At 70.0% G+C, this 24758-nt stretch carries 19 protein-coding genes and 1 tRNA gene; 13 read left to right on the forward strand and 7 right to left on the reverse strand.

The genetic code is table 11. The features are described from left to right. The first annotated feature begins 2 nt into the window (after window positions 1-2). The 10 genes from AB8O64_RS19575 to AB8O64_RS19620 all read left to right on the forward strand — a co-directional run bounded on the left by AB8O64_RS19575 (window position 3) and on the right by AB8O64_RS19620 (window position 16785). Entirely contained in the window at window positions 3-431 is a 429-nt protein-coding gene (locus AB8O64_RS19575; RefSeq protein WP_370420286.1) for an ATP-binding protein, read from the forward strand. A 577-nt stretch (window positions 432-1008) separates the two neighbouring features. Then, window positions 1009-3402, forward strand: coding sequence for a sodium-translocating pyrophosphatase (locus tag AB8O64_RS19580; protein WP_370420287.1), 2394 nt, complete (start codon window positions 1009-1011; stop codon window positions 3400-3402). Between the two features lie 282 nt (window positions 3403-3684). Further along, complete coding sequence (locus AB8O64_RS19585; RefSeq protein ID WP_130878361.1) at window positions 3685-4257, forward strand: small secreted protein; 573 nt, start codon at window positions 3685-3687, stop codon at window positions 4255-4257. 183 nt (window positions 4258-4440) lie between these two features. Next, window positions 4441-5991, forward strand: coding sequence for a methyltransferase (locus AB8O64_RS19590; RefSeq protein ID WP_370420288.1), 1551 nt, complete (start codon window positions 4441-4443; stop codon window positions 5989-5991). 187 nt (window positions 5992-6178) lie between these two features. Beyond that, entirely contained in the window at window positions 6179-6376 is a 198-nt protein-coding gene (locus tag AB8O64_RS19595) for a hypothetical protein (protein WP_370420289.1), read from the forward strand. Window positions 6377-6712: 336 nt separating this feature from the next. Continuing rightward, complete coding sequence (gene topA / locus AB8O64_RS19600) at window positions 6713-9595, forward strand: type I DNA topoisomerase (protein WP_361927983.1); 2883 nt, start codon at window positions 6713-6715, stop codon at window positions 9593-9595. A gap of 192 nt (window positions 9596-9787) precedes the next feature. After that, window positions 9788-13459: a dTMP kinase gene (gene tmk, locus AB8O64_RS19605; RefSeq protein ID WP_370420290.1), complete on the forward strand. Its 3672-nt coding sequence runs from the start codon at window positions 9788-9790 to the stop codon at window positions 13457-13459. Between the two features lie 122 nt (window positions 13460-13581). Next, on the forward strand, window positions 13582-14811 hold the full coding sequence (locus tag AB8O64_RS19610) for a DNA polymerase III subunit delta' (RefSeq protein ID WP_370420292.1): 1230 nt from the start codon (window positions 13582-13584) through the stop codon (window positions 14809-14811). A gap of 204 nt (window positions 14812-15015) precedes the next feature. Next, a complete protein-coding gene (locus AB8O64_RS19615; protein ID WP_370420294.1) occupies window positions 15016-16614 on the forward strand; it encodes an alpha/beta hydrolase in 1599 nt (532 codons plus the stop codon). 97 nt (window positions 16615-16711) lie between these two features. After that, window positions 16712-16785: transfer RNA gene (locus AB8O64_RS19620), tRNA-Thr, on the forward strand. A 45-nt stretch (window positions 16786-16830) separates the two neighbouring features. Here AB8O64_RS19620 and AB8O64_RS19625 read toward each other — a convergent pair. Further along, window positions 16831-18456 carry a tyrosine-type recombinase/integrase gene (locus AB8O64_RS19625; protein ID WP_370420295.1) on the reverse strand — a complete coding sequence of 542 codons (1626 nt, stop codon included), beginning with the start codon at window positions 18454-18456 and terminating at the stop codon, window positions 16831-16833. Continuing rightward, complete coding sequence (locus AB8O64_RS19630; protein WP_370420297.1) at window positions 18457-19188, reverse strand: hypothetical protein; 732 nt, start codon at window positions 19186-19188, stop codon at window positions 18457-18459. Between the two features lie 110 nt (window positions 19189-19298). Here AB8O64_RS19630 and AB8O64_RS19635 point away from each other — a divergent pair, with 110 nt between their 5' ends. Further along, window positions 19299-19538, forward strand: a complete 240-nt coding sequence (locus AB8O64_RS19635; RefSeq protein ID WP_370420298.1) for a hypothetical protein — start codon at window positions 19299-19301, stop codon at window positions 19536-19538. Between the two features lie 73 nt (window positions 19539-19611). On the opposite strand, the gene AB8O64_RS19640 is transcribed toward AB8O64_RS19635, so the two are convergent. From AB8O64_RS19640 to AB8O64_RS19660, 5 genes are all read right to left on the reverse strand, one after another. Then, entirely contained in the window at window positions 19612-20418 is an 807-nt protein-coding gene (locus AB8O64_RS19640) for an aminoglycoside phosphotransferase (RefSeq protein WP_370420300.1), read from the reverse strand. Between the two features lie 79 nt (window positions 20419-20497). After that, the gene (locus tag AB8O64_RS19645; protein ID WP_370420302.1) at window positions 20498-20647 is read right to left on the reverse strand and encodes a hypothetical protein; all 150 of its coding nucleotides are present in this window, start codon (window positions 20645-20647) and stop codon (window positions 20498-20500) included. 10 nt (window positions 20648-20657) lie between these two features. Continuing rightward, on the reverse strand, window positions 20658-21758 hold the full coding sequence (locus AB8O64_RS19650) for a radical SAM protein (RefSeq protein ID WP_370420304.1): 1101 nt from the start codon (window positions 21756-21758) through the stop codon (window positions 20658-20660). An 881-nt stretch (window positions 21759-22639) separates the two neighbouring features. Then, window positions 22640-22831, reverse strand: a complete 192-nt coding sequence (locus AB8O64_RS19655) for a DUF397 domain-containing protein (RefSeq protein ID WP_370420306.1) — start codon at window positions 22829-22831, stop codon at window positions 22640-22642. Window positions 22832-22840: 9 nt separating this feature from the next. Continuing rightward, window positions 22841-23692, reverse strand: a complete 852-nt coding sequence (locus AB8O64_RS19660) for a Scr1 family TA system antitoxin-like transcriptional regulator (RefSeq protein WP_370420308.1) — start codon at window positions 23690-23692, stop codon at window positions 22841-22843. Between the two features lie 244 nt (window positions 23693-23936). On the opposite strand from AB8O64_RS19660, the gene AB8O64_RS19665 reads away from it, so the two are divergent. Both AB8O64_RS19665 and AB8O64_RS19670 read left to right on the forward strand, forming a co-directional pair. After that, a complete protein-coding gene (locus tag AB8O64_RS19665) occupies window positions 23937-24389 on the forward strand; it encodes a hypothetical protein (RefSeq protein ID WP_370420310.1) in 453 nt (150 codons plus the stop codon). Continuing rightward, window positions 24386-24643 carry a hypothetical protein gene (locus tag AB8O64_RS19670; RefSeq protein WP_370420312.1) on the forward strand — a complete coding sequence of 86 codons (258 nt, stop codon included), beginning with the start codon at window positions 24386-24388 and terminating at the stop codon, window positions 24641-24643. Before AB8O64_RS19665 ends, AB8O64_RS19670 begins: the two co-directional genes overlap by 4 nt. The last annotated feature ends 115 nt before the right edge of the window (window positions 24644-24758 follow it).

Below are 24758 nucleotides of genomic sequence, written 5' to 3' on the forward strand. Positions count from 1 at the left end.
GCATGGCCACCGTCGAACTGCTGTTCAGTGCCCTTCCCGAGCATGTCCGCACCGCCCGGTTGGTAGCCGCCGCGGTGGCTCGCCGGGCCGGGGTCGACGAGGCCGTGCTGGACGAGGTGCGCCTGGCCGTGGGTGAGGCCTGCACGCGCGCGGTGGGGCTGCATGCCGGCCACGGTGTGACCACCCCGGTGCGGGTCGTGCTGATCGAGGACGAGAAGAAGTTCTCCATCGAGGTCGGGGACGACGCGCCCCATCCGTCCGCCGCCGATGCCGCCGCGGGGGAGGCTTCCGCTGCGCCGGAAGAGGGCGAGGACGACATGGGTCTCGCCGTCATCAGCGGGCTGGTCGACGACGTCGAGGTGACCGCGGACGAATCCGGCGGCCTCATTCGGATGAGCTGGCCGACGATCCCCGCCCCCGTGCTGCCCTAGCCCGGCACCACGGATCCCCGGGGCCCGGCATGCAGGTGCCTGGGTTCCTTGGCGTCCCTACCCCTGCCACCGGCGTAGCCCGGCTCTCCCGTGCCGCCGGCGGATCCTGGCCCTCTTCCACCGCCGCCGTAGCCTCACGTCACCCGTTTGTCGTAGTCCGGCCTCCCCGATTCGGCCTGATTCGATGTCATCACCGCCCGAGCCGTTAAAGCCCCTGGCGCCGCCGCTGCCGATGGCCGAATTCCTTCCCTCTTCAGGGTGTGATTTCAGCCGTCGATCTTTCTCCGGGACGGCGTCGCGCGGATTCCTCCCGGCGCCGCGGATCTTTACCGCCGCGCCCGCTCGACGATCTCCTTCACCGATCTCTTCTTCGGATCTTCACCCGTAGATCGGGAATCCGGCGGATCATCCATCCGGCCTTCACTTGCACAGGCTCATTCCGTTTCCCGCGCTCTGTTTTGATCTCGCCATGCTCCCTACAATCCGTCCATCTTGAGCTCAGGACGCCTGAGCGTGGCGGCTGCTCCGCGGTCGCGGGTCAGCCGCGCGCCCATGTGCCAAACGTCAAGGAGGACGAATGGCGGGGCCCCTTACCCCTGAACAGGTGGACTTCACTCAGAACCTCGCGGTCGAGCTGACCGAGGGCAACCGCACGCTGGTGCTGGTGATCGCGGCCGTCGCGATCGCGGCACTCGCGGTGGCCGTGGTGCTGGTGCGTCAGGTGCTCGCGGCAGGCGAAGGCACCGACAGCATGAAAAAGATCGCCGCGGCGGTGCAGGAAGGCGCGAATGCCTATCTTGCCCGGCAGTTGCGGACGCTCGGCGTTTTCGCCGTGGTCGTCTTCTTCCTGCTCATGCTGCTGCCCGCGGACAACTGGTCACAGCGTCTCGGGCGTTCGGCATTCTTTCTGATCGGCGCGCTCTTCTCCGCGGCCACCGGCTATATCGGCATGTGGCTCGCGGTGCGCGCCAATGTGCGGGTCGCCGCCGCCGCTCGCGAGGCCACTCCCGCCGAGGGCGAGCCGCAGAAGGATCTGACGGCCGTATCGCACAAGGCCATGAAGATCGCGTTTCGTACGGGCGGTGTCGTCGGCATGTTCACGGTGGGCCTCGGTCTGCTGGGCGCCTCCTGCGTGGTGCTGGTGTACGCGGCCGACGCGCCCAAGGTGCTGGAGGGATTCGGCCTCGGTGCGGCGCTCATCGCCATGTTCATGAGGGTCGGCGGCGGCATCTTCACCAAGGCCGCGGACGTCGGTGCGGACCTGGTCGGCAAGGTCGAGCAGGGCATCCCGGAGGACGACCCGCGCAACGCCGCCACCATCGCGGACAATGTGGGCGACAACGTCGGCGACTGTGCGGGCATGGCGGCGGACCTCTTCGAGTCCTACGCCGTGACCCTCGTCGCCGCGCTGATCCTCGGCAAGGCCGCCTTCGGTGACGCGGGCCTCGCCTTCCCGCTGCTCGTTCCCGCCATCGGTGTGGTCACCGCGATGATCGGCATCTTCGCGGTCGCTCCGCGCCGCGCCGACCGCAGCGGTATGACCGCCATCAACCGCGGCTTCTTCATCTCGGCGGTCATCTCACTGGTCCTGGTGGCCGTGGCGGTGTTCGTGTATCTGCCGTCGAGCTACGCGGACTTGAAGGGCATCGGCGACGACGCCATCAGCGGCCACGACGGGGACCCGCGTGTCCTCGCGCTCGTCGCCGTGGCCATCGGCATCGTGCTCGCGGCGCTCATCCAGCAGCTCACGGGCTACTTCACGGAGACCACCCGGCGGCCCGTGCGGGACATCGGCAAGTCGTCCCTGACCGGTCCCGCCACCGTCGTCCTCGCCGGGATCTCCATCGGCCTGGAGTCGGCGGTCTACACGGCGCTGCTGATCGGGCTCGGCGTCTACGGGGCGTTCCTGCTCGGCGGCACGTCGATCATGCTGGCGCTGTTCGCCGTCGCCCTCGCCGGTACGGGCCTGCTGACGACCGTCGGCGTGATCGTCGCCATGGACACCTTCGGCCCCGTCTCCGACAACGCGCAGGGCATCGCCGAGATGTCCGGTGACGTCACGGGCGCGGGCGCGCAGGTGCTGACCGACCTCGACGCCGTGGGCAACACGACCAAGGCGATCACCAAGGGCATAGCCATCGCCACGGCGGTGCTGGCCGCGTCGGCCCTGTTCGGTTCGTACCGGGACGCGATCGCCACGGCCGTGGCGGATGTACACGCCAAGTCCGGGGAGTTGGGCCTGAGCCTGGACATCTCGCAGCCCAACAATCTGGTCGGGCTGATCCTCGGCGCCGCCGTCGTCTTCCTCTTCTCGGGGCTGGCGATCAACGCGGTGTCGCGGTCGGCGGGCGCGGTGGTCTACGAGGTGCGGCGGCAGTTCCGCGAGCACCCCGGGATCATGGACTACAGCGAGAAGCCGGAGTACGGGCGCGTGGTGGACATCTGCACCAAGGACGCGCTGCGCGAACTCGCCACCCCCGGTCTGCTCGCCGTCATGGCGCCCATCGCCGTCGGATTCTCGCTCGGGGTCGGCGCCCTCGGCTCGTATCTCGCCGGCGCTATCGGTACCGGCACCCTGATGGCGGTGTTCCTCGCCAACTCCGGTGGTGCCTGGGACAACGCCAAGAAGCTCGTGGAGGACGGGCACCACGGCGGCAAGGGCAGTGAGGCGCATGCCGCGACGGTCATCGGGGACACGGTAGGCGACCCCTTCAAGGACACCGCGGGCCCGGCGATCAACCCGCTGCTGAAGGTGATGAACCTGGTGGCACTGCTGATCGCTCCCGCGGTGGTGAAGTTCTCCTACGGCGACGACGCCAACAGCGGGCTGCGGATCGGCGTCGCGGTGCTCGCCATCGTGGTCATCGTGGCCGCGGTGTACGTCTCCAAGCGGCGCGGCGTCGTCGTGGGCGACGACGAGGAGAGCCCCGGACGAGCGGCGAAACCCGTCGACCGGGCGGTGGTGTCCTAAGGGGCGCCCGGGCAGGCGAAGGCCGGATACGGCAGGAGACAAGCCCGAGACGGCAGGAGACAAAGCCCGGACCGGTAGCGGGCAACGGCGGCGGACGGCGTGCGGGGGCACGCCGTCCGCCCGTTCGTGCGAGTGGCGCGCGGGCCGTCAGGGGTGCGGCGAACGCCACGCCGAGCTTGGTGCAAATGGCTTCAAAAGGGGGCGCATGGGGTGCTCGGCTCATGGGCCGCACGGCTCGGCCGTGTAAGTTCCGGGCCGAGAGCCATCGAAGGGACCAATCCGGTGAACAAGAAGCTTGTGGCTGCACTGTCCGGCGGTGCGGCGCTCGTTATGGCGCTGACCGGTTGCAGCGACAGCGACAACGGTGACAAGAAGCTCGACGACTGGGCCAAGAAGGTCTGCGACCAGATGCAGCCCCAGGTGAAGAAGATCCAGGACGCCAACTCCTCGATCGCCTCCGTCCAGAACGAGGAGGACTCGAAGAAGATCCAGCAGACCGACTCCAAGGCCTTCCAGGCCAACGCCGACGCCTACAAGGCGCTGGGCTCGGCCGTGCAGAACGCGGGCGCGCCGCCCGTCAAGGACGGCGAGACCAGCCAGCAGAACGCCGTCAAGGCGCTCAACGACCTCTCCGCGGCCTACACCAACCTGAAGAAGCGGATGGACGGTCTGGACACCGGGGACAAGGGCAAGTTCGCCGCGGGGCTCAAGAGCATCGCGGGCGACATCGGCAAGCTCAGCAGCCAGAGCGACGAGGCCCTCAAGAAGCTGCAGTCCGGTGATGTCGGCAAGGCGATGGCGAAGCAGCCCGGTTGCCAGAAGACGTCGACCTCGGCCACGCCGACGAAGAAGTAGCCGCACGGACGGCTGTCGGCGGACACAGCTCCGACGCACACGTGGCCCGGCCGGAGAGCGGGAACGGTCCGGGCCCGAAGTGTGCGGAAGACAGCAGCGGTTGGCTCCGCCCGGCGCCACGCCCCGGCAGGGCGCGGCGTCGGGCTTTCGCCTTTTGTCAGTGGTGCCCCCGACAATGGTCCCGTGAGTACGAACCTGCCCGCCGCCTCCGACCGCGCGCGCACCGCCCGGCTGCGCGATGCCCTGCTCGCCGCCGCCTTCACCGCCGACGGCCTCCTCGACCTGCTCGGCGCCCCCGCCTACGCCGCGCTCGCCCGCAGCGAGACCGTCCCCGCCCTGCGCGCCACGCGCGGCGACAGCCCGCTGGAGACGCTGGTCCGGCTCTTCCTGCTGCAGCGGCCGGTCGAGTACGGGCGGGCCGCCGCCGCGCTCCCCATGGACGACTGCCTCGCCGACGGCTGGCTGGTCCGCGACGCGGCCGGCGTACGGGCGACCGTGGACGTCCGCCCGTTCGGCGGCCCCGAGGGGCAGGACTGGTGGATCGTCTCCGACCTCGGCTGCGCGGTCGGCGGCGCCGGCGGCATCGCCGGGGGCGCGGACGCCCCGGGCGGGGCGGACCGTTCGGAGCTGGTCCTCGGCGTCGGCGGCGCGTCCACGACCCTCGCCGGGATCACCGTCCGTACGCCCGTGGCCAGCGCCCTGGATCTGGGTACCGGCTCCGGCATCCAGGCGCTGCACGCGGCCCAGCACGCCACCCGGGTCACGGCCACCGACCTCAATCCGCGCGCCCTGCACATGACCCGGCTCACCCTCGCGCTGTCCGGAGCGCCCGAGGCGGATCTGCGCGAGGGCTCGCTGTTCGAGCCGGTCGCCGACGAGACGTACGACCTGATCGTCTCCAACCCGCCCTTCGTGATCTCCCCCGGCGCCCGGCTCACCTACCGCGACGGCGGCATGGGCGGCGACGACCTCTGCCGCACCCTCGTCCAGCAGTCCGCCGCCCGGCTCAACGACGGCGGTTACTGCCAGCTGCTCGCCAACTGGCAGCACGTCGAGGGCGAGGACTGGCGGGAGCGGCTGGCGTCCTGGGTGCCCCGGGGCTGTGACGCGTGGATCGTCCAGCGCGAGGTGCAGGACGTCGCGCAGTACGCCGAGCTGTGGCTGCGCGACGCCGGCGACCACCGCACGGCCCCGGCCGACTACGCGGCCCGCTACGACGCGTGGCTGGACGAATTCGAGGCCCGTAAGACCAAGGGCGTCGGATTTGGCTGGATCACGCTGCGTAAATCCGGCTCGGACCGGCCGTCCGTGATGGCGGAGGAGTGGCCGCACCCCGTGGAGCAGCCGCTCGGCGCGTCCGTGCGGGCCCATTTCGAGCGGCAGGACTTCCTGCGCGCGCACGACGACGCGTCGCTGCTCGCCGCCCGTTTCAAGCTGGCCGACGAGGTCGTGCAGGAGCAGGTCGGGCTGCCGGGCGCGGAGGACCCGGAGCACGTCGTGCTCCGCCAGAACCGCGGCATGCGCCGGGCGACCAAGGTGGACACGGTCGGCGCGGGCTTCGCAGGCGTGTGTGACGGCTCACTCAGCGCGGGCCGGATCCTGGACGCCATCGCCCAGCTCGTCGGGGAGGACGCGGTGCTGCTGCGCGACCGTACGCCCGAGTCGATCCGGCTGCTGGTCGAGCAGGGTTTCCTCACGCCGGTGAGCGACTGGGGGGTGCCCGTGGGCGACTGAGGGGTGGTGCCCGTGGGGGCTGATCGGCCGAGCGCGCGAGCGTCGGCCGCTCGCCCCGCCGCCGACGGGCGTCCGGCGTCGCCCCGACTCATGAGGGGTGGAAAAGGAGGGGGCGGGTTCTCGTCATGTTCGACGCGTTCACTTCAGGTTCGCCCGTACGCCTCGTGCGGGTGCCAGGCTGCCCGCCATGGAGAGTGCGCCCGCGGGCTTCGCCGGTACCGCCTTCACGCTGTTCGGCGGGGCGCTGCTGCTGTGGACCGGAGCGCGTGCGGTGCTGGGGGCACCTGTGGTGGAGGGGGCGAGCCCACGCGCCGCGGTAGCGCTCTCCCTCCTCTTCGGCGCGGGCACGCTCGCCACCGGCCTCTGGCTGCTGCTCGGCGTCTGAGGCCCTGCCGCGCGGGCGGGGCCGGTTCCGGAGGGTGAGCTTCCGTCGGTTCGTCGACACGCAACGCGCCACGAGCGGGTACAGCCGATATAAAACGTGCCGCTTACCGTCGGAAACCCCCGTACGCACCGCTTTCCACCTGGTCCCGAGGTGGCCCCCGGCGCCCCCTTCGCACCGGCGGTGTGCCGGTCCGGGCGGCAGACAGGACGCTTGTCGGGTTACCGTTCGAGTGGCGTTGCGGGCTTTTTCCGTTTGACACGGGGGCGGGATGTACCGTCACACTCCGCAGCGTCACCGCAGCGCCCACACCGAGTGCCGACCGGAAGAAGAGCGAAGTTGTCCCCGACCAGCGAGACCGCACAGGGCGGCCGCCGACTCGTCATCGTCGAGTCGCCTGCCAAGGCGAAGACGATCAAGGGCTACCTCGGCCCCGGATACGTCGTCGAGGCGAGCGTCGGGCACATCCGTGACCTGCCGAACGGGGCCGCCGAGGTCCCGGCCAAGTACAAGGGCGAGCCCTGGGCCCGCCTCGGAGTGAACGTCGACGCCGACTTCCAGCCCATCTATGTCGTCAACCACGACAAGAAGGACCAGGTCAAGAAGCTCAAGGACCTGCTGGCCGAGTCCGACGAACTCTTCCTCGCCACCGATGAGGACCGCGAGGGTGAAGCCATCGCGTGGCACCTCCAGGAAGTCCTCAAGCCCAAGGTCCCGGTCCGCCGGATGGTCTTCCACGAGATCACCAAGGACGCGATCCGTGAGGCCGTGGCCAACCCGCGCGAGCTGAACAAGAAGCTCGTCGACGCCCAGGAGACCCGCCGCATCCTCGACCGCCTCTACGGCTACGAGGTCTCGCCGGTCCTGTGGAAGAAGGTCATGCCCCGGCTGTCCGCCGGCCGGGTGCAGTCCGTGGCGACCCGTCTCGTCGTCGAGCGGGAGCGCGAGCGCATCGCCTTCCGCTCCGCCGAGTACTGGGACCTCACCGGCACTTTCGCGACGGGCCGCGGCGGCGACGCCTCCGACCCCGGCACCTTCGGCGCCCGTCTGACCTCGGTCGACGGCCGCCGTGTCGCCCAGGGCCGTGACTTCGGCTCGACCGGCGTGATCAAGGAGGGCTCCACCGTCCTCCACCTGGACGAGGCGAACGCCCGTGCGCTCGCCGCGGCCCTCGCGGAGACCCGGTTCTCCGTCCGGTCCGTCGAGTCCAAGCCGTACCGCCGCTCGCCGTACGCGCCGTTCCGTACGACCACGCTGCAGCAGGAGGCCTCGCGCAAGCTGGGCTTCGGTGCGAAGGCGACCATGCAGGTCGCCCAGAAGCTGTACGAAAACGGCTTCATCACTTATATGCGTACGGACTCCACCACCCTCTCCGAGACGGCCGTGCAGGCCGCCCGGGCGCAGGTCACGCAGCTCTACGGCGCCGACTACCTGCCGGAGAAGCCGCGCACGTACGCCGGCAAGGTCAAGAACGCGCAGGAGGCCCACGAGGCGATCCGGCCGTCGGGTGATCGTTTCCGCACGCCCGCCGAGACGGGCCTGACCGGTGACCAGTTCCGTCTGTACGAGCTGATCTGGAAGCGGACCGTCGCCTCCCAGATGAAGGACGCGGTCGGCAACTCCGTCACCGTCAAGATCGCCGGTCGCGCGAGCGACGGCCGGGACGCCGAGTTCAGCGCGTCCGGCAAGACGATCACCTTCCACGGCTTCATGAAGGCCTACGTCGAAGGCGCCGACGACCCGAACGCCGAGCTGGACGACCGCGAGCGCAGGCTCCCGCAGGTCACCGAGGGCGACCAGCTGACCGCCGAGGAGATCTCCGCCGACGGTCACGCGACCAAGCCCCCGGCCCGCTACACCGAGGCCTCGCTGGTCAAGGAGCTCGAAGAGCGCGAGATCGGCCGCCCGTCGACCTACGCGTCGATCATCGGCACGATCCTCGACCGTGGCTACGTCTTCAAGAAGGGCACGGCGCTCGTCCCGTCCTTCCTGTCCTTCGCCGTCGTCAACCTGCTGGAGAAGCACTTCGGCCGACTGGTCGACTACGACTTCACCGCCTCCATGGAGGACGACCTCGACCGCATCGCCCGCGGTGAGGCCCAGGCCGTGCCGTGGCTGCGCCGCTTCTACTTCGGTTCCGAGGGCGGGACCGAGGAGAGCCAGGTCGCCTCCGCCGCCGACGCCGGCAACGGCGACGGCGATCACCTCGGCGGCCTCAAGGAGCTGGTCACCGACCTCGGCGCGATCGATGCCCGTGAGGTGTCCTCGTTCCCCGTCGGCGAGGGCATCGTGCTGCGCGTCGGCCGCTACGGCCCGTACGTGGAGCGCGGCGAGAAGGACTCCGAGGGCCACCAGCGCGCCGACGTGCCGGAGGACCTGGCGCCGGACGAGCTGACCGTGGCGTACGCCGAGGAGCTGCTCGCCAAGCCGAGCGGCGACTTCGAGCTGGGCACCGACCCGGTCAGCGGGCACCAGATCATCGCCCGCGACGGCCGCTACGGCCCGTACGTCACCGAGGTCCTGCCCGAGGGCACCCCGAAGACCGGCAAGAACGCGGTCAAGCCGCGCACCGCGTCGCTCTTCAAGACCATGTCCCTCGACACGGTCACCCTCGACGACGCCCTCAAGCTGATGTCGCTGCCGCGCGTCGTCGGCCAGGACGCCGAAGGCGTGGAGATCACCGCGCAGAACGGCCGTTACGGCCCGTACCTGAAGAAGGGCACGGACTCGCGGTCGCTGGAGACCGAGGACCAGCTCTTCACGATCACCCTCGACGAGGCCCTCGCCATCTACGCCCAGCCCAAGCAGCGCGGGCGGGCCGCGGCCAAGCCGCCGCTGAAGGAGCTGGGCACCGACCCGGTCAGCGAGCGACCGGTCGTGGTCAAGGACGGTCGTTTCGGCCCGTACGTGACCGACGGCGAGACCAACGCCACGCTGCGCCGTGACGACGACGTCGAGACGATCACGCCGGAGCGCGGCTACGAGCTCCTCGCGGAGAAGCGCGCCAAGGGCCCGGCCAAGAAGACGGCCAAGAAGGCCCCGGCGAAGAAGACGGCGGCCAAGAAGACCACGACGGCCAAGAAGACCGCCGCGAAGAAGACGGCCGCCAAGAAGACCACGACGGCGAAGAAGACGACGACGGCCAAGAAGGCCACCACGAAGAAGGCCGCGGCGAAGAAGACCACCGCTGCCGCTTCGGCGGGGTCGGCTTCGGACGAGTAGCAACATCGGGCGGGCGGCACCCGGGCCCGTTCGCACAGAACGACGCACACAGTGATGCACAGGGCGGTGAACCGGAACCCGGTTCACCGCCCTGTCGTGTGCGGGGTCAACGCGAAGCCCGGTCGTCGCCCGGTCATATGGGTGCCTTCGGGCAGAGGATTGTGATTCGGTCAGTCCGGATAGGCTGGCAGGATGACGCGAGCCGAGCAGCCAACAGTGGTGACCCCCACATCCGGCGCCCTAGCCGCGGATTCCCGCGAGCGCGCCGTACGGGCCCTGCTGCGCTTCCCGCCGCTCCTGCGGTTGTGGCGCGCCCAGGCCGTCGGCGGGATCGGGGACTCCCTCGCCCTCCTCGTCCTGATGCTGCTGTCGCTGCAAGCGGCCGTCGCCGCAGGGTCGTTCGGGGGTGGCTACCGAGGCGCCGCATTCGCCGTCGCGGCGGTCCTCGGCGCGCGCTTGCTCGCGACCCTGCTCTTCGGCGCGGTCCTGCTCGGCCCGCTCTCCTCCCTCATCGCCCCGGCCGGTCCCCTCGACCGCCGCTGGACCATGATCGGCGCGGACGGGGTGCGGCTCGCGCTGCTCGCCGTCGCACCGCTGTGGATCGACTGGACCGAGGGCCGGGCGCTCGGCTGGCTGCTGGTCTCGGCCTTCGTCGTCGGCGTCGCCGAGCGCTTCTGGACCGTCGCCCGGGAGAGCGCGGCCCCCGCGCTGCTGCCCGCGCCGCCCGCCGAAGGCGCGGCCGTGCGGCCGCTGCCGGACCACTGTGACGCCCTGCGGCGGCTCTCGATCCGTACGAACTTCGTCGCCCTGCCCGTCGCCGCGGCCGTGCTCGTCGTCGTCACGCTCGTCGGCAATCTGCTCGGCTCGGGGATCGACTGGTTCCATCTGCACCAGGCGGCCCTCGGCTCGTTCGTCGCGGCCGGTCTGTTCGCGACGTCGATCGCGCTCCTCCAGGCCCTCGAACTCCCCGCCACGCAGACACCCCGCACGCGTTCCCCGCTCGAGGGGCTGCGCCGCCCCAGGACCGCCCAGGGCCCCGACAAGGGCCGCACGGGCGCGATCCCGGTGCTCGTGCCGGCCTGCGCGGCCGTCGCGGGCGCGATCGCCGCGTCCGTCGGTATCGCCGCCCTCCAGGCCGTCGACCTCGGTGGGGGCCCGGTCGGCTTCGCGCTGCTCGTCCTCGCGCTCGGCGGTGGCCCGGTCATCGGCATCCGCACGGCCCGCAAGGTGCTGCCCGGCTTCTCGCGCCGCCGCCTGCTGGTGCTGGCGATCGCGGTGACGGGCGTGGCGCTGCTGGCCGCGGGCCTGGTGCCCGACCCCACGACGGTGCTGCTGCTCGTTCTGCTCGCGGGGGTGTCCGCCGGCGTCGCCGCCAACACCGGCCACTCCCTCCTCGATCAGGAGACCGAGGAGGCCCGCCGGGCCCGTACGACCGAGCACCTGCACGCCGTCGTCCGCGTCGCCGTCGCGCTGAGCGCCGTCGTGGCGCCCCTGCTCGCGGCGGCCATCGGGCCGCACCGGCTGGCAAGCGGCAGCTTCGTCTTCGCGCACGGCGGGGCGGCCTTCACGCTGATGCTCGTCGGCGCGCTGCTGCTGCCCGTCGCCGCATTGGTGCTCGGCAAGATCGACGACCGGGACGGTGTGCCGTTCCGACGCGACCTGCTGGACGTGGTGCGCGGCGGCGACCCGGGCCAGACGCCCTCGGGCACCGGCTTCTTCATCGCCTTCGAGGGCGGCGACGGCGCGGGCAAGTCGACCCAGGTCGAAGCGGTCGCCGAGTGGATCCGCGGCAAGGGCCACGAGGTGGTCGTCACCCGTGAGCCCGGTGCCACCTCGATCGGCAAGCGGCTGCGCGCGATCCTTCTCGACGTCTCGTCGGCGGGCCTGTCGGACCGCTCCGAGGCCCTGATGTACGCGGCCGACCGCGCCGAGCACGTCGCCTCCGTCGTCCGGCCCGCCCTGGAGCGCGGCGCGGTCGTCATCTCCGACCGCTACATCGATTCCTCCGTCGCCTACCAGGGCGCCGGGCGCGATCTCTCGCCGACCGAGATCGCCCGGATCTCGCGGTGGGCCACGAACGGGCTGGTGCCGAATCTGACGGTCCTGCTGGACGTCTCGCCCGAGACCGCCCGTGAACGCTTCACCGAGGCCCCGGACCGGCTGGAGTCGGAGCCGATGGAGTTCCACCAGCGGGTGCGGACCGGGTTCCTGACCCTCGCAGCCGCCGACCCGGCGCGCTATCTGGTCATCGACGCGGGCCAGGAGCCCGCGGCCATCTCCACCGTCGTACGCCACCGTCTCGACCAGGTGCTGCCCCTCTCCGAGGCCGAGATCAAGGCCCTGGAGGCGGCACGGAAGGCGGCGGAGGAGGAAGCCCGCCGCAAGGCCGAGGAAGAGGCCGCCCGCAAGGCGGAGGAGGAGCGGCTGGAGCGCGAGCGCCAGGCCCAGCTCGCCAAGCTCCGCGCCGAGGAGGAGGAGCGGCAGCGCCGCGAGCGGGCGGAGGAAGAGGAGCGCAAGCGCCGCGAGCTGGAAGAGGCCCGGCGGCGTGAGGAGGAGCGCCTGGCGGAGGAGGCCCGGCAGGCGGCCGAGGAAGCCCGTCGCCTGGCGGAGGAGGAGCGCAAGCGCCGTGAGGCGGAGGAGCGCGCCCACGCCGCCGAGCAGGAGCGGCTGCGCAAGCAGGCCGAGGAAGAGGCACGCCTGCGCGCCGAGGCCGCGGAACGGCGCCTGGAGAAGCAGCGCAAGGCGGAAGAGGCCCTGCTGAGGGCCGAGCAGGCGCGCATCGCCGAGCAGGAACGGGCGGCGGAGCGGGAGCGGCTGGCCGAGGAGGAGCGAGCGGCCGAGCGGGCGCGGGTCGCCGAGGAGGAGCGGGCCGCCGAGCGGGCCCGGGCCGCCGAGCAGGCCCGCCTGGCCGAGCAGGCCAGGGCCGAGGCCGAGGCGAAGGCCGCGGCCGACGCGGCGGCCGAGGCCGAGGCCGCGCGGGTCGCCGCTGAGGCTGCCGCGGCGGCCGAGGCGGATCGTTCCGTGAAGCGCCGTTCCGGGGCCGACGATTCCGAGGCTCCGACGGTCGAGCGGCCGGCGTTCCGCCCGTCCGACGCGCGCAAGGGCGCGGGCGCCCGTCGGGACGCTGACGCGCGGCGTGCCTCGGACGAGGCGCAGACGGTGCAGACGCCTGCGGTCCGTCCCGCCGACCCGCGTGACCAGGACTGGTCGCGGAACGCCGATACCGCGGTGATGCCGGCTGTCCCGCCGGTACCGCCCGTACCTCCTGCTCCGCCCGTTCCGCCCGCGACTCCGCCCGCCGTAGGTGATGGCGGGCCGGACGACCAGCGGATCACGTGGGGTGTGGGGGGACGCGGCGGGCGAGCGGCCGGTAAGCCCAAGGCCGGGCCCGAGTCGGAATCCGAGGAGACCGCGGTCCTTCCGCAGCCCGACGCCGACGCCACCCCGCCGAAGCCGTCCGTGCCGCCCGGCGCGATGGACGACACGGCGGTGCTGCCGCCCGTGAAGCCCGAACGGCGCGAGCGGTCCGAACGATCCACGCGGTCCTCGCGACCCGAGCGCGTCGAGCGCCCGGCGGATCCGGCGGACCGGGTGCCGACGTGGCTCTTCCGGCCTGAGGACGACGAGCGGGGCAAGTCCCCGGCGGAATCGGACAGTGAGCGTACGCGCGAACTGCCGCAGGTCGGCGAGGGCCGGACCGATGCCGACGAGTCGGACGGTCGCGCGGAGCCCACGCGCACCGACCAGCGGCGCCCGGGGTGGGCCGGCCGGACTCCGAAGAAGGACGCTCCCACCCTCGCGGACGAGCTCTTCGGCGAACGCGACGAGGAGGACGAGGGCCGCCGCCGGCGCAAGGGCCGGTAGGACGGGGGCGGCCGGCCGACGGACCCGCTGCCGGCCGTGGCTGCCCTGCCGGCAGCGGGGATCGTTGTCAGTGCCGTGTCCCACAATGGGTAACCGCAGGACCAACAGCGCGGAGGACAGCCATGGCGGTGTGGGACGACCTGGTCGGCCAGGACCGGGTGCAGGAGCAGCTCGCCGCTGCCGCGCGGGACGCGGACGCGCTCGTCACGGGCGTCGCCTCGGCCACCGCCTCGTCCCCGGCGCCCGCGCCCGCGACCAGCGGCGGCTCCATGACGCACGCGTGGCTGTTCACCGGCCCGCCGGGCTCGGGCCGGTCCACCGCGGCCCGGGCCTTCGCCGCGGCACTCCAGTGCGTCAGCCCCGACCGGGCTTTCAACGGCCCCGGCTGTGGCTTCTGCGACGGCTGCCACACCTCGCTCGTGGGCACGCACGCGGACGTCGAGATCGTCCGTACGGATCAGCTGTCGATCGGCGTCAAGGAAACCCGTGACCTGGTCCGTCGCGCCCAGCTGTCGCCCGCCACCGGCCGCTGGCAGGTGATCGTCCTGGAGGATGCGGACCGGCTGACCGAGGGCGCGGGCAATGTCCTCCTCAAGGCGGTGGAGGAGCCCGCTCCGCGCACGGTGTGGCTGCTGTGTGCGCCTTCCCTGGAGGACGTGCTGCCGACGATCCGGTCCCGCTGCCGCCTCCTGACCCTGCGCACCCCGCCCCCGGCGGCGGTGGCCGATCTCCTGGTCCGCCGCGACGGCATCGAGCCCGAGCTGGCCACGCAGGCGGCCCGCGCCACCCAGGGCCACATCGGCAGGGCCCGGCGGCTCGCCACGGACGAGCGGGCCCGCGCCCGTCGTGCGGCCGTGCTCAAGCTGCCGCTGCGCGTGGACGACATCGGTGCTTGCCTCAAGGCCGCGCAGGAGCTGATCGACGCGGCGGGGGAGGACGCGAAGCAGGTCGCCGAGGAGGTCGACACCAAGGAGACCGAGGAGCTGCGCGCGGCACTCGGCGCGGCCGCCGGCACGGGCGGTCGGCTCCCGCGCGGCACGGCCGGCGCGATGAAGGAGCTCCAGGACCGGCAGAAGCGCCGCGCCACCCGGACGCAGCGCGACAGCCTCGATCTCGCCCTGATCGATCTGACCGGTTTCTACCGCGATGTGCTGGCACTCCAGCTCGGTTCCCGGGTCGAGATCGCCAATATCGACGCGCGGGACGCGCTGGAGCGCATAGCGTCGGCCTCCAGGCCGGAGCGGACGCTGCGGCGCATCGAGGCGATCATCGAGTGCCGTCGCGCACTCGACAGGAATGTGTCGCCGCTGCTGGCGGTCGAGGCGATGACGGTGGCGCTGCGGGCGGGGTGAGCGGGGGCTCGGTAGGGGCAGAGGTGTACGGCATCCGGCGGCGGATCGCTCCGTACTGGCGCGTACCTCACTCGTACGAGGACTAGTAGGTCTCGGGATTAGCCAACTTGGGCATTCCTGCGGATACGCTCCGTATGCCTGCAATGGCCCTGTGTATGTCCTATGCGTAACTGTCCACCCGCCCCCCACCCCGAGGGAACAGCTTTGGACACCAGCCGTCTGCTCCGCACCTCCTCCACCGTCGTCGTGACGGCGGCCCTGCTGATCTCCGGGTGCGCTTCGGGGACCGCGACGCCGAGGGCGGCCGCGTCGGCGAGATCGCAGGGTCCAGTGGATGTGGGGGACGACGCCGGCCCGGCGCAGCGGTTCGCGCCGCTGCCCACCGAGCTGCCCGTCGAGCTCCGGCCGTATTACGCGCAGAAGCTCACCTGGCGTTCCTGCGCGGGCGACCGCTTCGAGTGCGCCACGCTGCGGGCCCCACTGGACTACGACCGGCCCCGGGCCGGCGGCGACCTCAAGCTCGCGGTCTCCCGCAAGAAGGCCACCGGCCCCGGCAAGCGGCTGGGCTCCCTGCTGGTCAACCCCGGCGGCCCGGGCGGTTCGGCCGTCGGCTACCTCCAGGCGTACGCGGGCACCCGCTACCCGGCCGCCGTCCGTGCCCGGTACGACATGGTCGCGGTGGATCCGCGTGGTGTGGCCGGCAGCGAGCCCGTCAGCTGCCTGTCCGACGCGGAGATGGACGCGTACACCCGGGTCGACATGAGCCCGGACAGCCCGTCGGAGGTCGGCGAACTCACCGACGCGTACCGGGGCTTCGCCGACGGCTGCGCCAAGCGCTCCGGCAAGGTCCTCGGTCATGTCTCGACCGTCGAGGCGGCCCGCGACATGGACGTCCTGCGCGCTGCCCTGGGCGACGACAAGCTCCACTACGTCGGCGCCTCGTACGGCACCTTCCTCGGCGCCACCTACGCCGGACTCTTCCCGTCCCGCGTCGGCCGCCTCGTGCTCGACGGCGCGCTGGACCCCTCCCTCGACGCCCGGCGGGTGAACCGCGACCAGACGGCCGGCTTCCAGACCGCCTTCGAGTCCTTCGCGAAGGACTGCGTCGGCCGCGCGGACTGCCCCCTGGGCACCGGGAGCACCGGCGCCGCCGGTGACCGCCTCAAGGACCTCTTCAAGCGGATCGACACCCACCCCGTGCCGACGGGCACCCCGCGCGAGCTCACCGAGAGCCTCGCCACGACGGGTGTGATCTCCGCCATGTACGACGAGCGCGCCTGGCCCCTCCTCCGCGCCGCCCTGCGCTCCGCCCGGCAAAACGACGGCGCCCCGCTGCTCAAGCTCTCCGACGCCTACTACGAGCGTGACCAGCGCGGCTCCTACGCCAACCTCATGTACGCCAACTCGGCCGTCAACTGTCTGGACCTCCCCCCGGCCTTCCGTAACCCGGCGGAGGTCCACAGCGCCGTCGCCGACTTCAAGGAGGCCTCCCCGGTCTTCGGTGAGAGCCTCGCCTGGGCGGCTCTGAGCTGCGCCTACTGGTCGGTACCCGCCACCGGCAGCCCCCACCGCATCGAGGCCCAGGGCGCCGCCCCCATCCTCGTCGTCGGCACCACCCGCGACCCCGCCACCCCCTACGCCTGGGCCCGCTCCCTCGCCTCCCAGCTCTCCTCGGGCCACCTCCTCACCTACGAGGGCGACGGCCACACGGCCTACACCCGGGGCAGCGACTGCGTCGACACGACGATCAACGACTACCTCCTCACCACGACCGCGCCCCCCGCCGCCCGGAAGTGCACCTGACCTGCGCTTCCCCCTCCCGCTTACTCGGTACGGAGCACCCCTGGAAACTGTGTAGACTAGGCCGCGCTGCTGATGCCGCTCCGGCGCTCGGCAGCTTGCCGCCTTAGCTCAGTTGGCCAGAGCAACGCACTCGTAATGCGTAGGTCTCGGGTTCGAATCCCGAAGGCGGCTCTGTGGAAGCCTCAGGACTCACTCGCCGTGACCTGGGGCTTTTGCTTATGCCGGGACTCGGCGGGGGCGGAACGCGATGATCTTCGCGCCCTCATGTGTGGCCGGTGTGTGGCCATCGTGTTTTTCAAGTGCCTCGACCTGGGCCTCGACCGGCTTCGGGCGACGGACGGTGCCCCGGGGGACGATGGCGGCGGTTGCCTCGGCAGCATCGTGAGCAACCTTGGGCATGACCGACTGGTAGATGTCTCGGGTGATCCGGGAGTCGGAGTGCCCGAGGGTCTCGGACACGATCTTGATGTCGACGCCGGCGGCGAGCATGAGCGAGGCAGCGACGTGCCGCAGGTCGTGCAGCCGGATCGGCGGCAGACCGGCGAGCTCGACAAGCCGCTCGAAGTAGTCGGTCAGCCATCCGGGGTGAATGAACGACCCGTCGGGCATGGTGAAAAGACGCCCGGAGTCGATCCACGCCTCGCCGTACGCGAGGCGCTCGGCTTCCTGCCGCAGCATTTGTTCGTCGAGTACCTCATTGGTGTACTCGTCGAGGGCGACGACGCGCTCGCCGCTGTCGGTCTTCGGCGCGTTCTCGATGACCTCCCAACCGTCCTGCACGAGCTGCGTCGCGACGGTGAGAGTGCCCGCGGCGCGGTTCCGGTCAGTGCGCCGGACGCCGCACGCCTCGCCACGGCGCAGACCTCGGAAGGTGATCAGGTGGAAGAGTCCGTACAGGCGCTCTCCCGTGTCGGCGAGGAAGTCGAGGAACTGCCCGGCATGCTCCGGGGTCCACACCATGACCGGGGACGGCTTGACGCCGGTCCGCAGGTATTCCGCGATGCGTTCCTCGGTCCACACAAGAGCTTTGGGCCGCTTGGCGGCTTCGAGTTCCACGTGTGCGGCGGCATTGAACACGATCAGTCCGCGCGCGATGGCTGCGTTCAGTGCGGCGCGTAGCGTCGCCTTGATGTGGTGCTGCGTCGAGACTCCCGTGATCCGCCGGAACGGCGGCATCGCGTCGATGGTCTCTTTGAGCGCCTTGCGTCGGCGACGGTTTTCAAGTCCCTTACACGGAATCAGTTTGAGCTCGTCCAGCGCAGCGCGACGCAGGGCATTCGCTTCGTTGATCTCGATGTTCGACTCGGCGATGTTGGCGAACATCTCGTCTAGGTGACCAACGATGAGCCTGTCGCGACGGATGTGTCCGAGTCGCGGTATGAGGTGCACGCGGACGTCGACCTCGTATCGGTCCCATCCTTTTTTGCGGAGCCCCTTCTTGCTCTCAAGCCACTGCTCAAGCCACTCGCCGATGGTCGTGTGCGTGCTGAGTGGCTGTCCAGTTGCGAACTTGCGCTTCGTCTCGTCGTAGTCGGGGATGTTCTCCTTGCTGGCTGCGACGGTTTCGAGTAAGTCGGCGATGCGGGCGCGGCCCTCCGGGTCGGTCTTCTTGTCCGCGATGTCGAGGAGGGCACGCAGCGCGTCCATGTCGGTCTGGGCGTCGCCCTTGGTGGCGTACCCGCTGCGGCGGAACCGGCGGCGGCTGCCGTCCCTGCGGGGCGGCAGTTCCTGAGTCATGGTCCACACGCCGTGTTGGCGCTGCGACAGCTTCGGGCAAGAGCTGTTGAGCTGTTTACCGTCTGCGTCGCGGCAGCCGCAGCGCTTCGTGATTGTGCCGTTCACCTAGTTGTCTTCCTGTGTGGTGAGCGCTCTGGGGTTGTCGAGCATGTCGAGCTCGGTCATGTCCCTGATCCACTCGGGGGCGCACAGGGGCAGGGTGAGACCTGCGCGGGTCATCTCGTTGATGGTGTGGGCGAGGTCGCTGAGTTCCTCGACGTAGGCGCGGCGGAACTCGGGCACCCTTCCGCCCTCGGCTGGGTCGGCTTTCGCGTTCTCGACGAGGCGGTGAGCTTTGAACACCGCCTGCCGGCGCCGGTCGAACAGGGGATAGAGGCTGGCGGGGTACGCGGCGGCACCCCATGCTGCGGACCACTTGGGGCCGGTGTCCGCGATGGGCCGGTGATCGGCGTGGTGCCGGCCGTCGATGGGGCCGACGAGCGTGGGTGTCTCGGTGCCGGTCACCCACCGCCACACGGTGTACGGGTCGCGCGGCTCTGCCGCGGGCACGGTGGGCACCGTGTCCTCGGTGCCCAAGGGGAGCACCAGGAGGAGTGGGGGGACCGCGAGGGCGAGGCCGAGCACGAGCAGCTCGTCGACGCTGATGTCGCGGCGGCGCTTGCCGGTCTTCTTGTCGCGCCGTCCGAGTTCGATGCTCACCAGGGCGGCGTATGTGAGCTCGGGGGCGCCGAGCCTGGCGCACTCGGCGGCGAGCTGTTCGCGGGAGAGGTTCAGGCGGGTTCGGTGATGGCGGACCTGATCCGCGATCACATCGCTTGTCGTGCGGTTGTTTTGCATATGGCAAAGCTAGCTTTGCCGATTGCGTAAGTCCAGAGGGTTGCCGTACGTTGTCGATCAAGACCGGTTGATGAAGAAAGTGCCCGCCGGCGAGCCAACGAGGGGTGGAGATGGCCAGCACTGAGCACGAGATGTCGCACGAGGAACTGATCGGCCTGCCCGTGGCGGTCCCACTGGAGGTAGCCAACCGCGCGCTCGGCATCGGACGCACCCGCGGCTACGACATGGCGAAGCGCGGGGCCTACCCGATTCGCCTGATGCGCCATGGCCGGCAGTACAGGGCCTCGCGGTACGACCTGCACCGCCACCTCGGGGTCACAGCCCCGGGCGACCAGCAGCCGGCCGAGTAGCTCGCGCTGCCTGTAACAGGCCCCGGCGCCGTCTCGGGCGGTCGGCCGGGGCCGGGCATTCCTCAGACGTGGATCACCGTGCGGAGCGGTGGGCAGACCAGCGTCGCGCGGCGTCCAGCATGCGCTTCGTCCACGGGTCCGGGTCGGGGCCGGCGATCTCTTCCCAGAGATTGGCATTGGCCTCAGCGAAGACATCGATGCCCGCGCGGGGAGCCGTGTTCCACGTCGGGACTCGGGCCGCCCATTCCTCTGCGGTCTTCGGAGTGTGTCCGCCGACGATGAGCCAGATGACCCAGTACCCGGCGTCGAGCCATGGGGCCCCACGGGTGGCCCATGCCCAGTCGACGAGCAGGGCCCGCTCGTCGTCGACGAGGACGTTCGCGTTGTTCAGGTCGGTGTGGAGCAGGGCGGAGCCAGCGAAGTGCTGCTCTTGACCCTCGTCGGTAACGTAGGCGCGCAGGCGCTGCTCGGCATGCCGCAGCTCGATCTGCGGGCAGGGGATCTCCCCGAGGTGCCGGAGGGCGGTGGCGACCTTGGGCAGGTCTGGTGATCCGGGGGAGTAGTCGGCGTGGTGGCCGTCGAGGGCCTCGAACGCGAGGAGGTGCCACCCCTCGGCTTCCAGGTGCCACAACAGGGCGGGGGCGATGCCCCGTAGGTAGGGGTTCACCTCGGCCTCGCGGCGCTGTGTCCACGCGCGGGGGTGGTCGGTCCTGAGTCCCTTGATGAAGCAGGTGCCGGTCGTGGAGTGCACGCGGGCTGAGATTTCGCTGTTGAAGCCCGCCGCAGTGGTCTCAATCTTGAGCAGGGGGCCGGTGTGTTCCTCGATCGCGGTGTGTACGGAGGTGGGCAGGTCCTCGAACGCGGTGCGTGTTGTGGCCATCGGTCCTCACATCCTGGTACCCGAACGGGCCCTACGGCGTGTGAACGCCGTAGGGCCCGCTCAGGGTGTGCGAGCGTGCTTACTGGTACGGGTTGTCGTTGCCGCAGCCGGGCGCGGAGCCGTCGGCGAGGTCCTCGACGTTGGCGACGATGACGACGCCGGCGGGCTCCGGTTCCGGCTGGACGGGTGCCGGCGGTCGGGTAGTGATCTCCACTGCTACAGCGGTCATCGCTGTCTCCTTAGTTGCCGTGCTGACAGTAGGTGTTCAGTGGTGCCTTCGCGGCCTGGTATGCCTTCGCGAGTGGTCGGCAGACTCGGCATGTGGCCGAGAGTGCGCACCCGCTACAGCCACCGGTGCGAAGCATCTGGGCGTCCGCGATTTCGGGCAGACGCGTGAGGCCGTCGAGTCCCTCGGTCATGAGGTTGATCGGGTGTTCGCGCCCGATCTTGCACATGGTGGCGCGGCCGTGGGGGTCGACGTGGAAGAAGGTGTGACCGGCCGGGCACCCGGTGAAGACGGCGGATTTGTCGAGGTACCCGGGGGCCTGCGCGGCGAGGGGGTCGGGTCCGCCGGTGTAGGTCGGCGAGATGTTCGAGAACTCGTCGTAGGTGGAGGTGTACTGCTCGGCGAGGGCCCGCATTTGGTCGACCTCGTGGGCGCTGTGCTTGGTGATGATGATGGTGATCTCGATGGGCAGGCCGGCCTCGCGAGCGGCGTCGAGCCCACGGATGGTGTTCTTGAACGCACCTCGGGTGCGGGTGAGGCTCTCGAAGGTGTCAGCCGTGGCGCCGTAGAGAGAGATGGTGACCTTGTGCGGCGGCATCTCGGCCAATAATTCGACGTGTTGGTGCAGGCGCGAGCCGTTGGTGAGGATCTCGATCAGCATGCCCATGCCGTAGGCGTGGCGATAAGCGTCTGAGAAGTGCGGATCGATGAGGGGCTCGCCCCCGGTGATCTGGAGCCAGAGCACCCCCGCGTCGCGGAGCATGGCAAGCATGTCGAGCTTCTGGGTCAGCGACAGGCCGTCGAAGGGGCGCAGTTCGAGGTAGCAGTGCTCACAGTTGAAGTTGCAGCCCAAGTTGATTTCCCACGTGGCGCGGCTGTAGGCAAGGGCCGTCACGGGGCGGACGAGCACCGCTCGGTCGCTGCGCTCACTGGCGAGGTTGAGCCCCCATGCCCGTTGTGCGGCCTCGACGAGCCACGGAGGAACCGAAAGGGCGGCACCGACCGCGTCGGCGAGCTCGCGGTAGTGGGTGCTGGGGATCTGCATACCGGCCCGCGCGCCGGGGCGGACCACGACGTACTTCTGTTCCTGGGGACTCGCGATGACTGCGTGCATGGGTCCTCCGCGGTTCGATGTCGGACCGTCCGCCTGCCACCCGCACAGGCGAATCGACGGCGTGGCTGCTCCCCGATCGTGTGGCCAAGACCTAGCCCGTGAGGCCGAAATACGCCCTACGTGACGGGTGAGGGATGGGCACGGCGGGCTCGACCCGCGCCTCGCGGCCGAGTAGTCGTCGGTCGCGGGGCTGCATGCCTGCGGGAAGAGTGAACGGATCCCAGAACTCGTAGGTCAGGAATTCGGGCCTTTCCCGGGGCGGTGTCTCGGGAAAGGTGATGCGCCTGATCTGCGACGGGCTCAGCGGGGCGAACTCCATTAGGAACGCGTCACCTAGCGGGCCGTGCACCGTCGGGTCGTGGTCTGCTGCTCCTGGTGCATATCCGACCACGCGCCTCGGGGCTACGTCGATGCGCATTGCCCGGCGGACGTGGTAGGCGGCGGCGTCTATCGGCGGCTCCCCGAGAATGCAATTCCCGCCGGGTAGCGCCCACTTGACGTCAGTTCCCGTCAGTAAGAGGAGGATGCGCCCGGACTCGTCGGTGATGCGAGCGAGACCCGCGTGAAGCCCCCTCATTGATCCCAACCACGCCGTTTCCATCGCGTTCCCAACGTCCGTGACGGTAGCGCCCTCCCCCGCCCGGAGCATGGGCGGGAGAGGACTTCCTCGGGGGAGCCTCCCCCCTCTCCGTAGCAGCAGGGGGGAGTTGCGCCGACGTTCGGGTGTGGTCCTGCCCTGAGGCCGACCCGAATCGGTGACGCACGGCGAAGGTAGCGCCCTCAAGGGTGGGGTTGCAAGAGTGCAACGTTAAACACGTGCAACGGCATATGCCAAAAGCCCCCCACCTGCACGGTTAGGGGGCTTGTGGCGTCGAAGATAGCTAAATCAAGTGATCGAACTCGTTGTTCTTGACGCCCAGGATGAAGGCGCGGAGTTTGTCCGGGCTTGTGGTGACGATTACGCCCGGGTCGTCGCTCTCGCGCATCAGGATCGCGTCTTCCTGCCGACTCAGTTCGATGCAGTCGTCTCTATCGCCAGAGAAGGACGACTTTTGCCACGTAATCTTAGACATGCTATGCCTTCACAGTTGTTTAACGGTCTTGCGGATGAAATCCCGCGACTCTTGCGGAGTGAGGGACGTTTTTAGTGTCCGAAGGAGAATGCACCGGTAATTCTCAAGGTGTGATTCTGCGTCCAGAAGTACAGCGCCATGCGCTGTGTCTAGCGAGACCGTATCTAGCTGGGGTACAGGCCCGGAGGCGTACGTTAGAGAACTATTGGCGCCAGGAAATGCGCCAGCGGCAAACGGAATTACTCGGAGTGAGATGCCGTCGTGATCGCTCATCTCGATGAGTCTGTCCAGTTGGCGACGTTGACCCTCAATCCCCGGAAACAGCATTCGCAGGGCTGCCTCATGGATCACGAAGGTGCAGGGCGTTGCTGGGCTTCTCTCTATGACTCGCTTGCGTTGCATTCGATACGAGACGCGGCGCTGGACGTCCAGGGCTGATAGCTCCGGGACGGTCTGACCGAATAGAGCTCGTGCGTACTCCTCAGTCTGGAGCAGGCCGGGAATGTAGACAACTTGCAATACGGTCAGGCGTGCGGCGTGGTGTTCCAGTTCAGCCAAATCTAGGGCTCCGGTTGACAGGGAGCCGCGATACTCCTCCCACCACCCCTTTCCGCGCTCTTCGGTCATTTGTGCCAGCGCACCTACGTAGGCCGAGTCCGGGCACGCATAGATATTGGCAAGCGCTCTTACTCGATCCGCGCTGACGCCTACGCGACCCGCTTCAATGTTGCTGATGCGGGTGCGATCCGCACCGAACTCCTTGCCCGCGTCCGCGACGGTGAGCCCGCAGTGTTCCCTCATTTTGCGCAGCTCTGCGCCGAGTCGCCGCTGTCGAGCTGTCGGGGCCGCCCTAGGTGGCATATACCGTCCTCCCCTGGTCTTTACGCACAGTCTCCCGTGCGACCTTCTCACGGTCTACTGGTTGCAGCAGTTACCCCCTAGCAGTTGCACGTGTGCATCCCGCAGCCCTATGGTCCTGGCAGCACCGCGCAGCATGCCGGGAAGACCCGAAGTGCAGCCGCCTGCATGCCTGTTGGGCATCCCGGGGGGTGGCCGAGCCACGGACGGCGTGAGGTGCGCGGCTACGACCGATGGGAGACGACCCATGAGTACAGCCACGCTCTACAGTCCCCGCACCAACGACTACGTACAGGCCGAGCACTACCGGATCACCGGTCCGGCCACTCCCTCGACGGCGAAACTCGCTCGCGATTCTGTGCGGGCAGTGCTGGCCGTGACCCGCCGGCCTCGCCTGATCGACGCCGCCCGCGTCTGTGTGTCCGACGCGGTGGCACATGTCCTGCCCCTCATGTCCGGACCAGTCTTAACCGTGGACATGTCCGTACACCCGTCGCGCGTGATCATCTCGGTGGGTGACGCGTGCAGGGACAGTCGTTCGTCACGCCGCACGATGCGGCGCGAGATGGACGCGGAGCCCGTGTTGCGGCTCCTCTGCCGGCTGACCCACGCGGCGGGTGTGACGAGGACGTGGAACAACGGCCGTATCGCCACGCAGGTTTGGTTCGAGCTGCACAACGCGGGGGCGGTGCACGGATGATCAAGCCCACGCGCGTGACCGTGACCCGCTACGGCCGCCGGCCCGCCACCCGTTCGTACTGGCTCCACTTCGACACGGCCGTGCTCGTCGATCTGAGGCCAGAACTCGCCCGGGAACTGGTCTACGACCTCGCGGCCACCGTCGGACTCGCGGTCTTCCCGTCCGACAGATACGCCGCTCGGATCCTGCGGCGCCTGCGTACTGCCGTCCGCAACACCTTCTCCCGTCGGAGGTCTTCCCATGCTCGTTGGTGACGCGTGGCCCGTGGTCATCGGTGCCCTGGTCTTGGCGGTCTCGGTTTCCGGGCTGGCGCTGCTCGTCATGTGGTGGTCGACGCCCGACCCCCACCGAGCGCTGATGCCGCCCCCG

Source organism: Streptomyces sp. QH1-20 (genome assembly GCF_041283565.1).
Taxonomy (GTDB): Bacteria; Actinomycetota; Actinomycetes; order Streptomycetales; family Streptomycetaceae; genus Streptomyces; species Streptomyces syringius.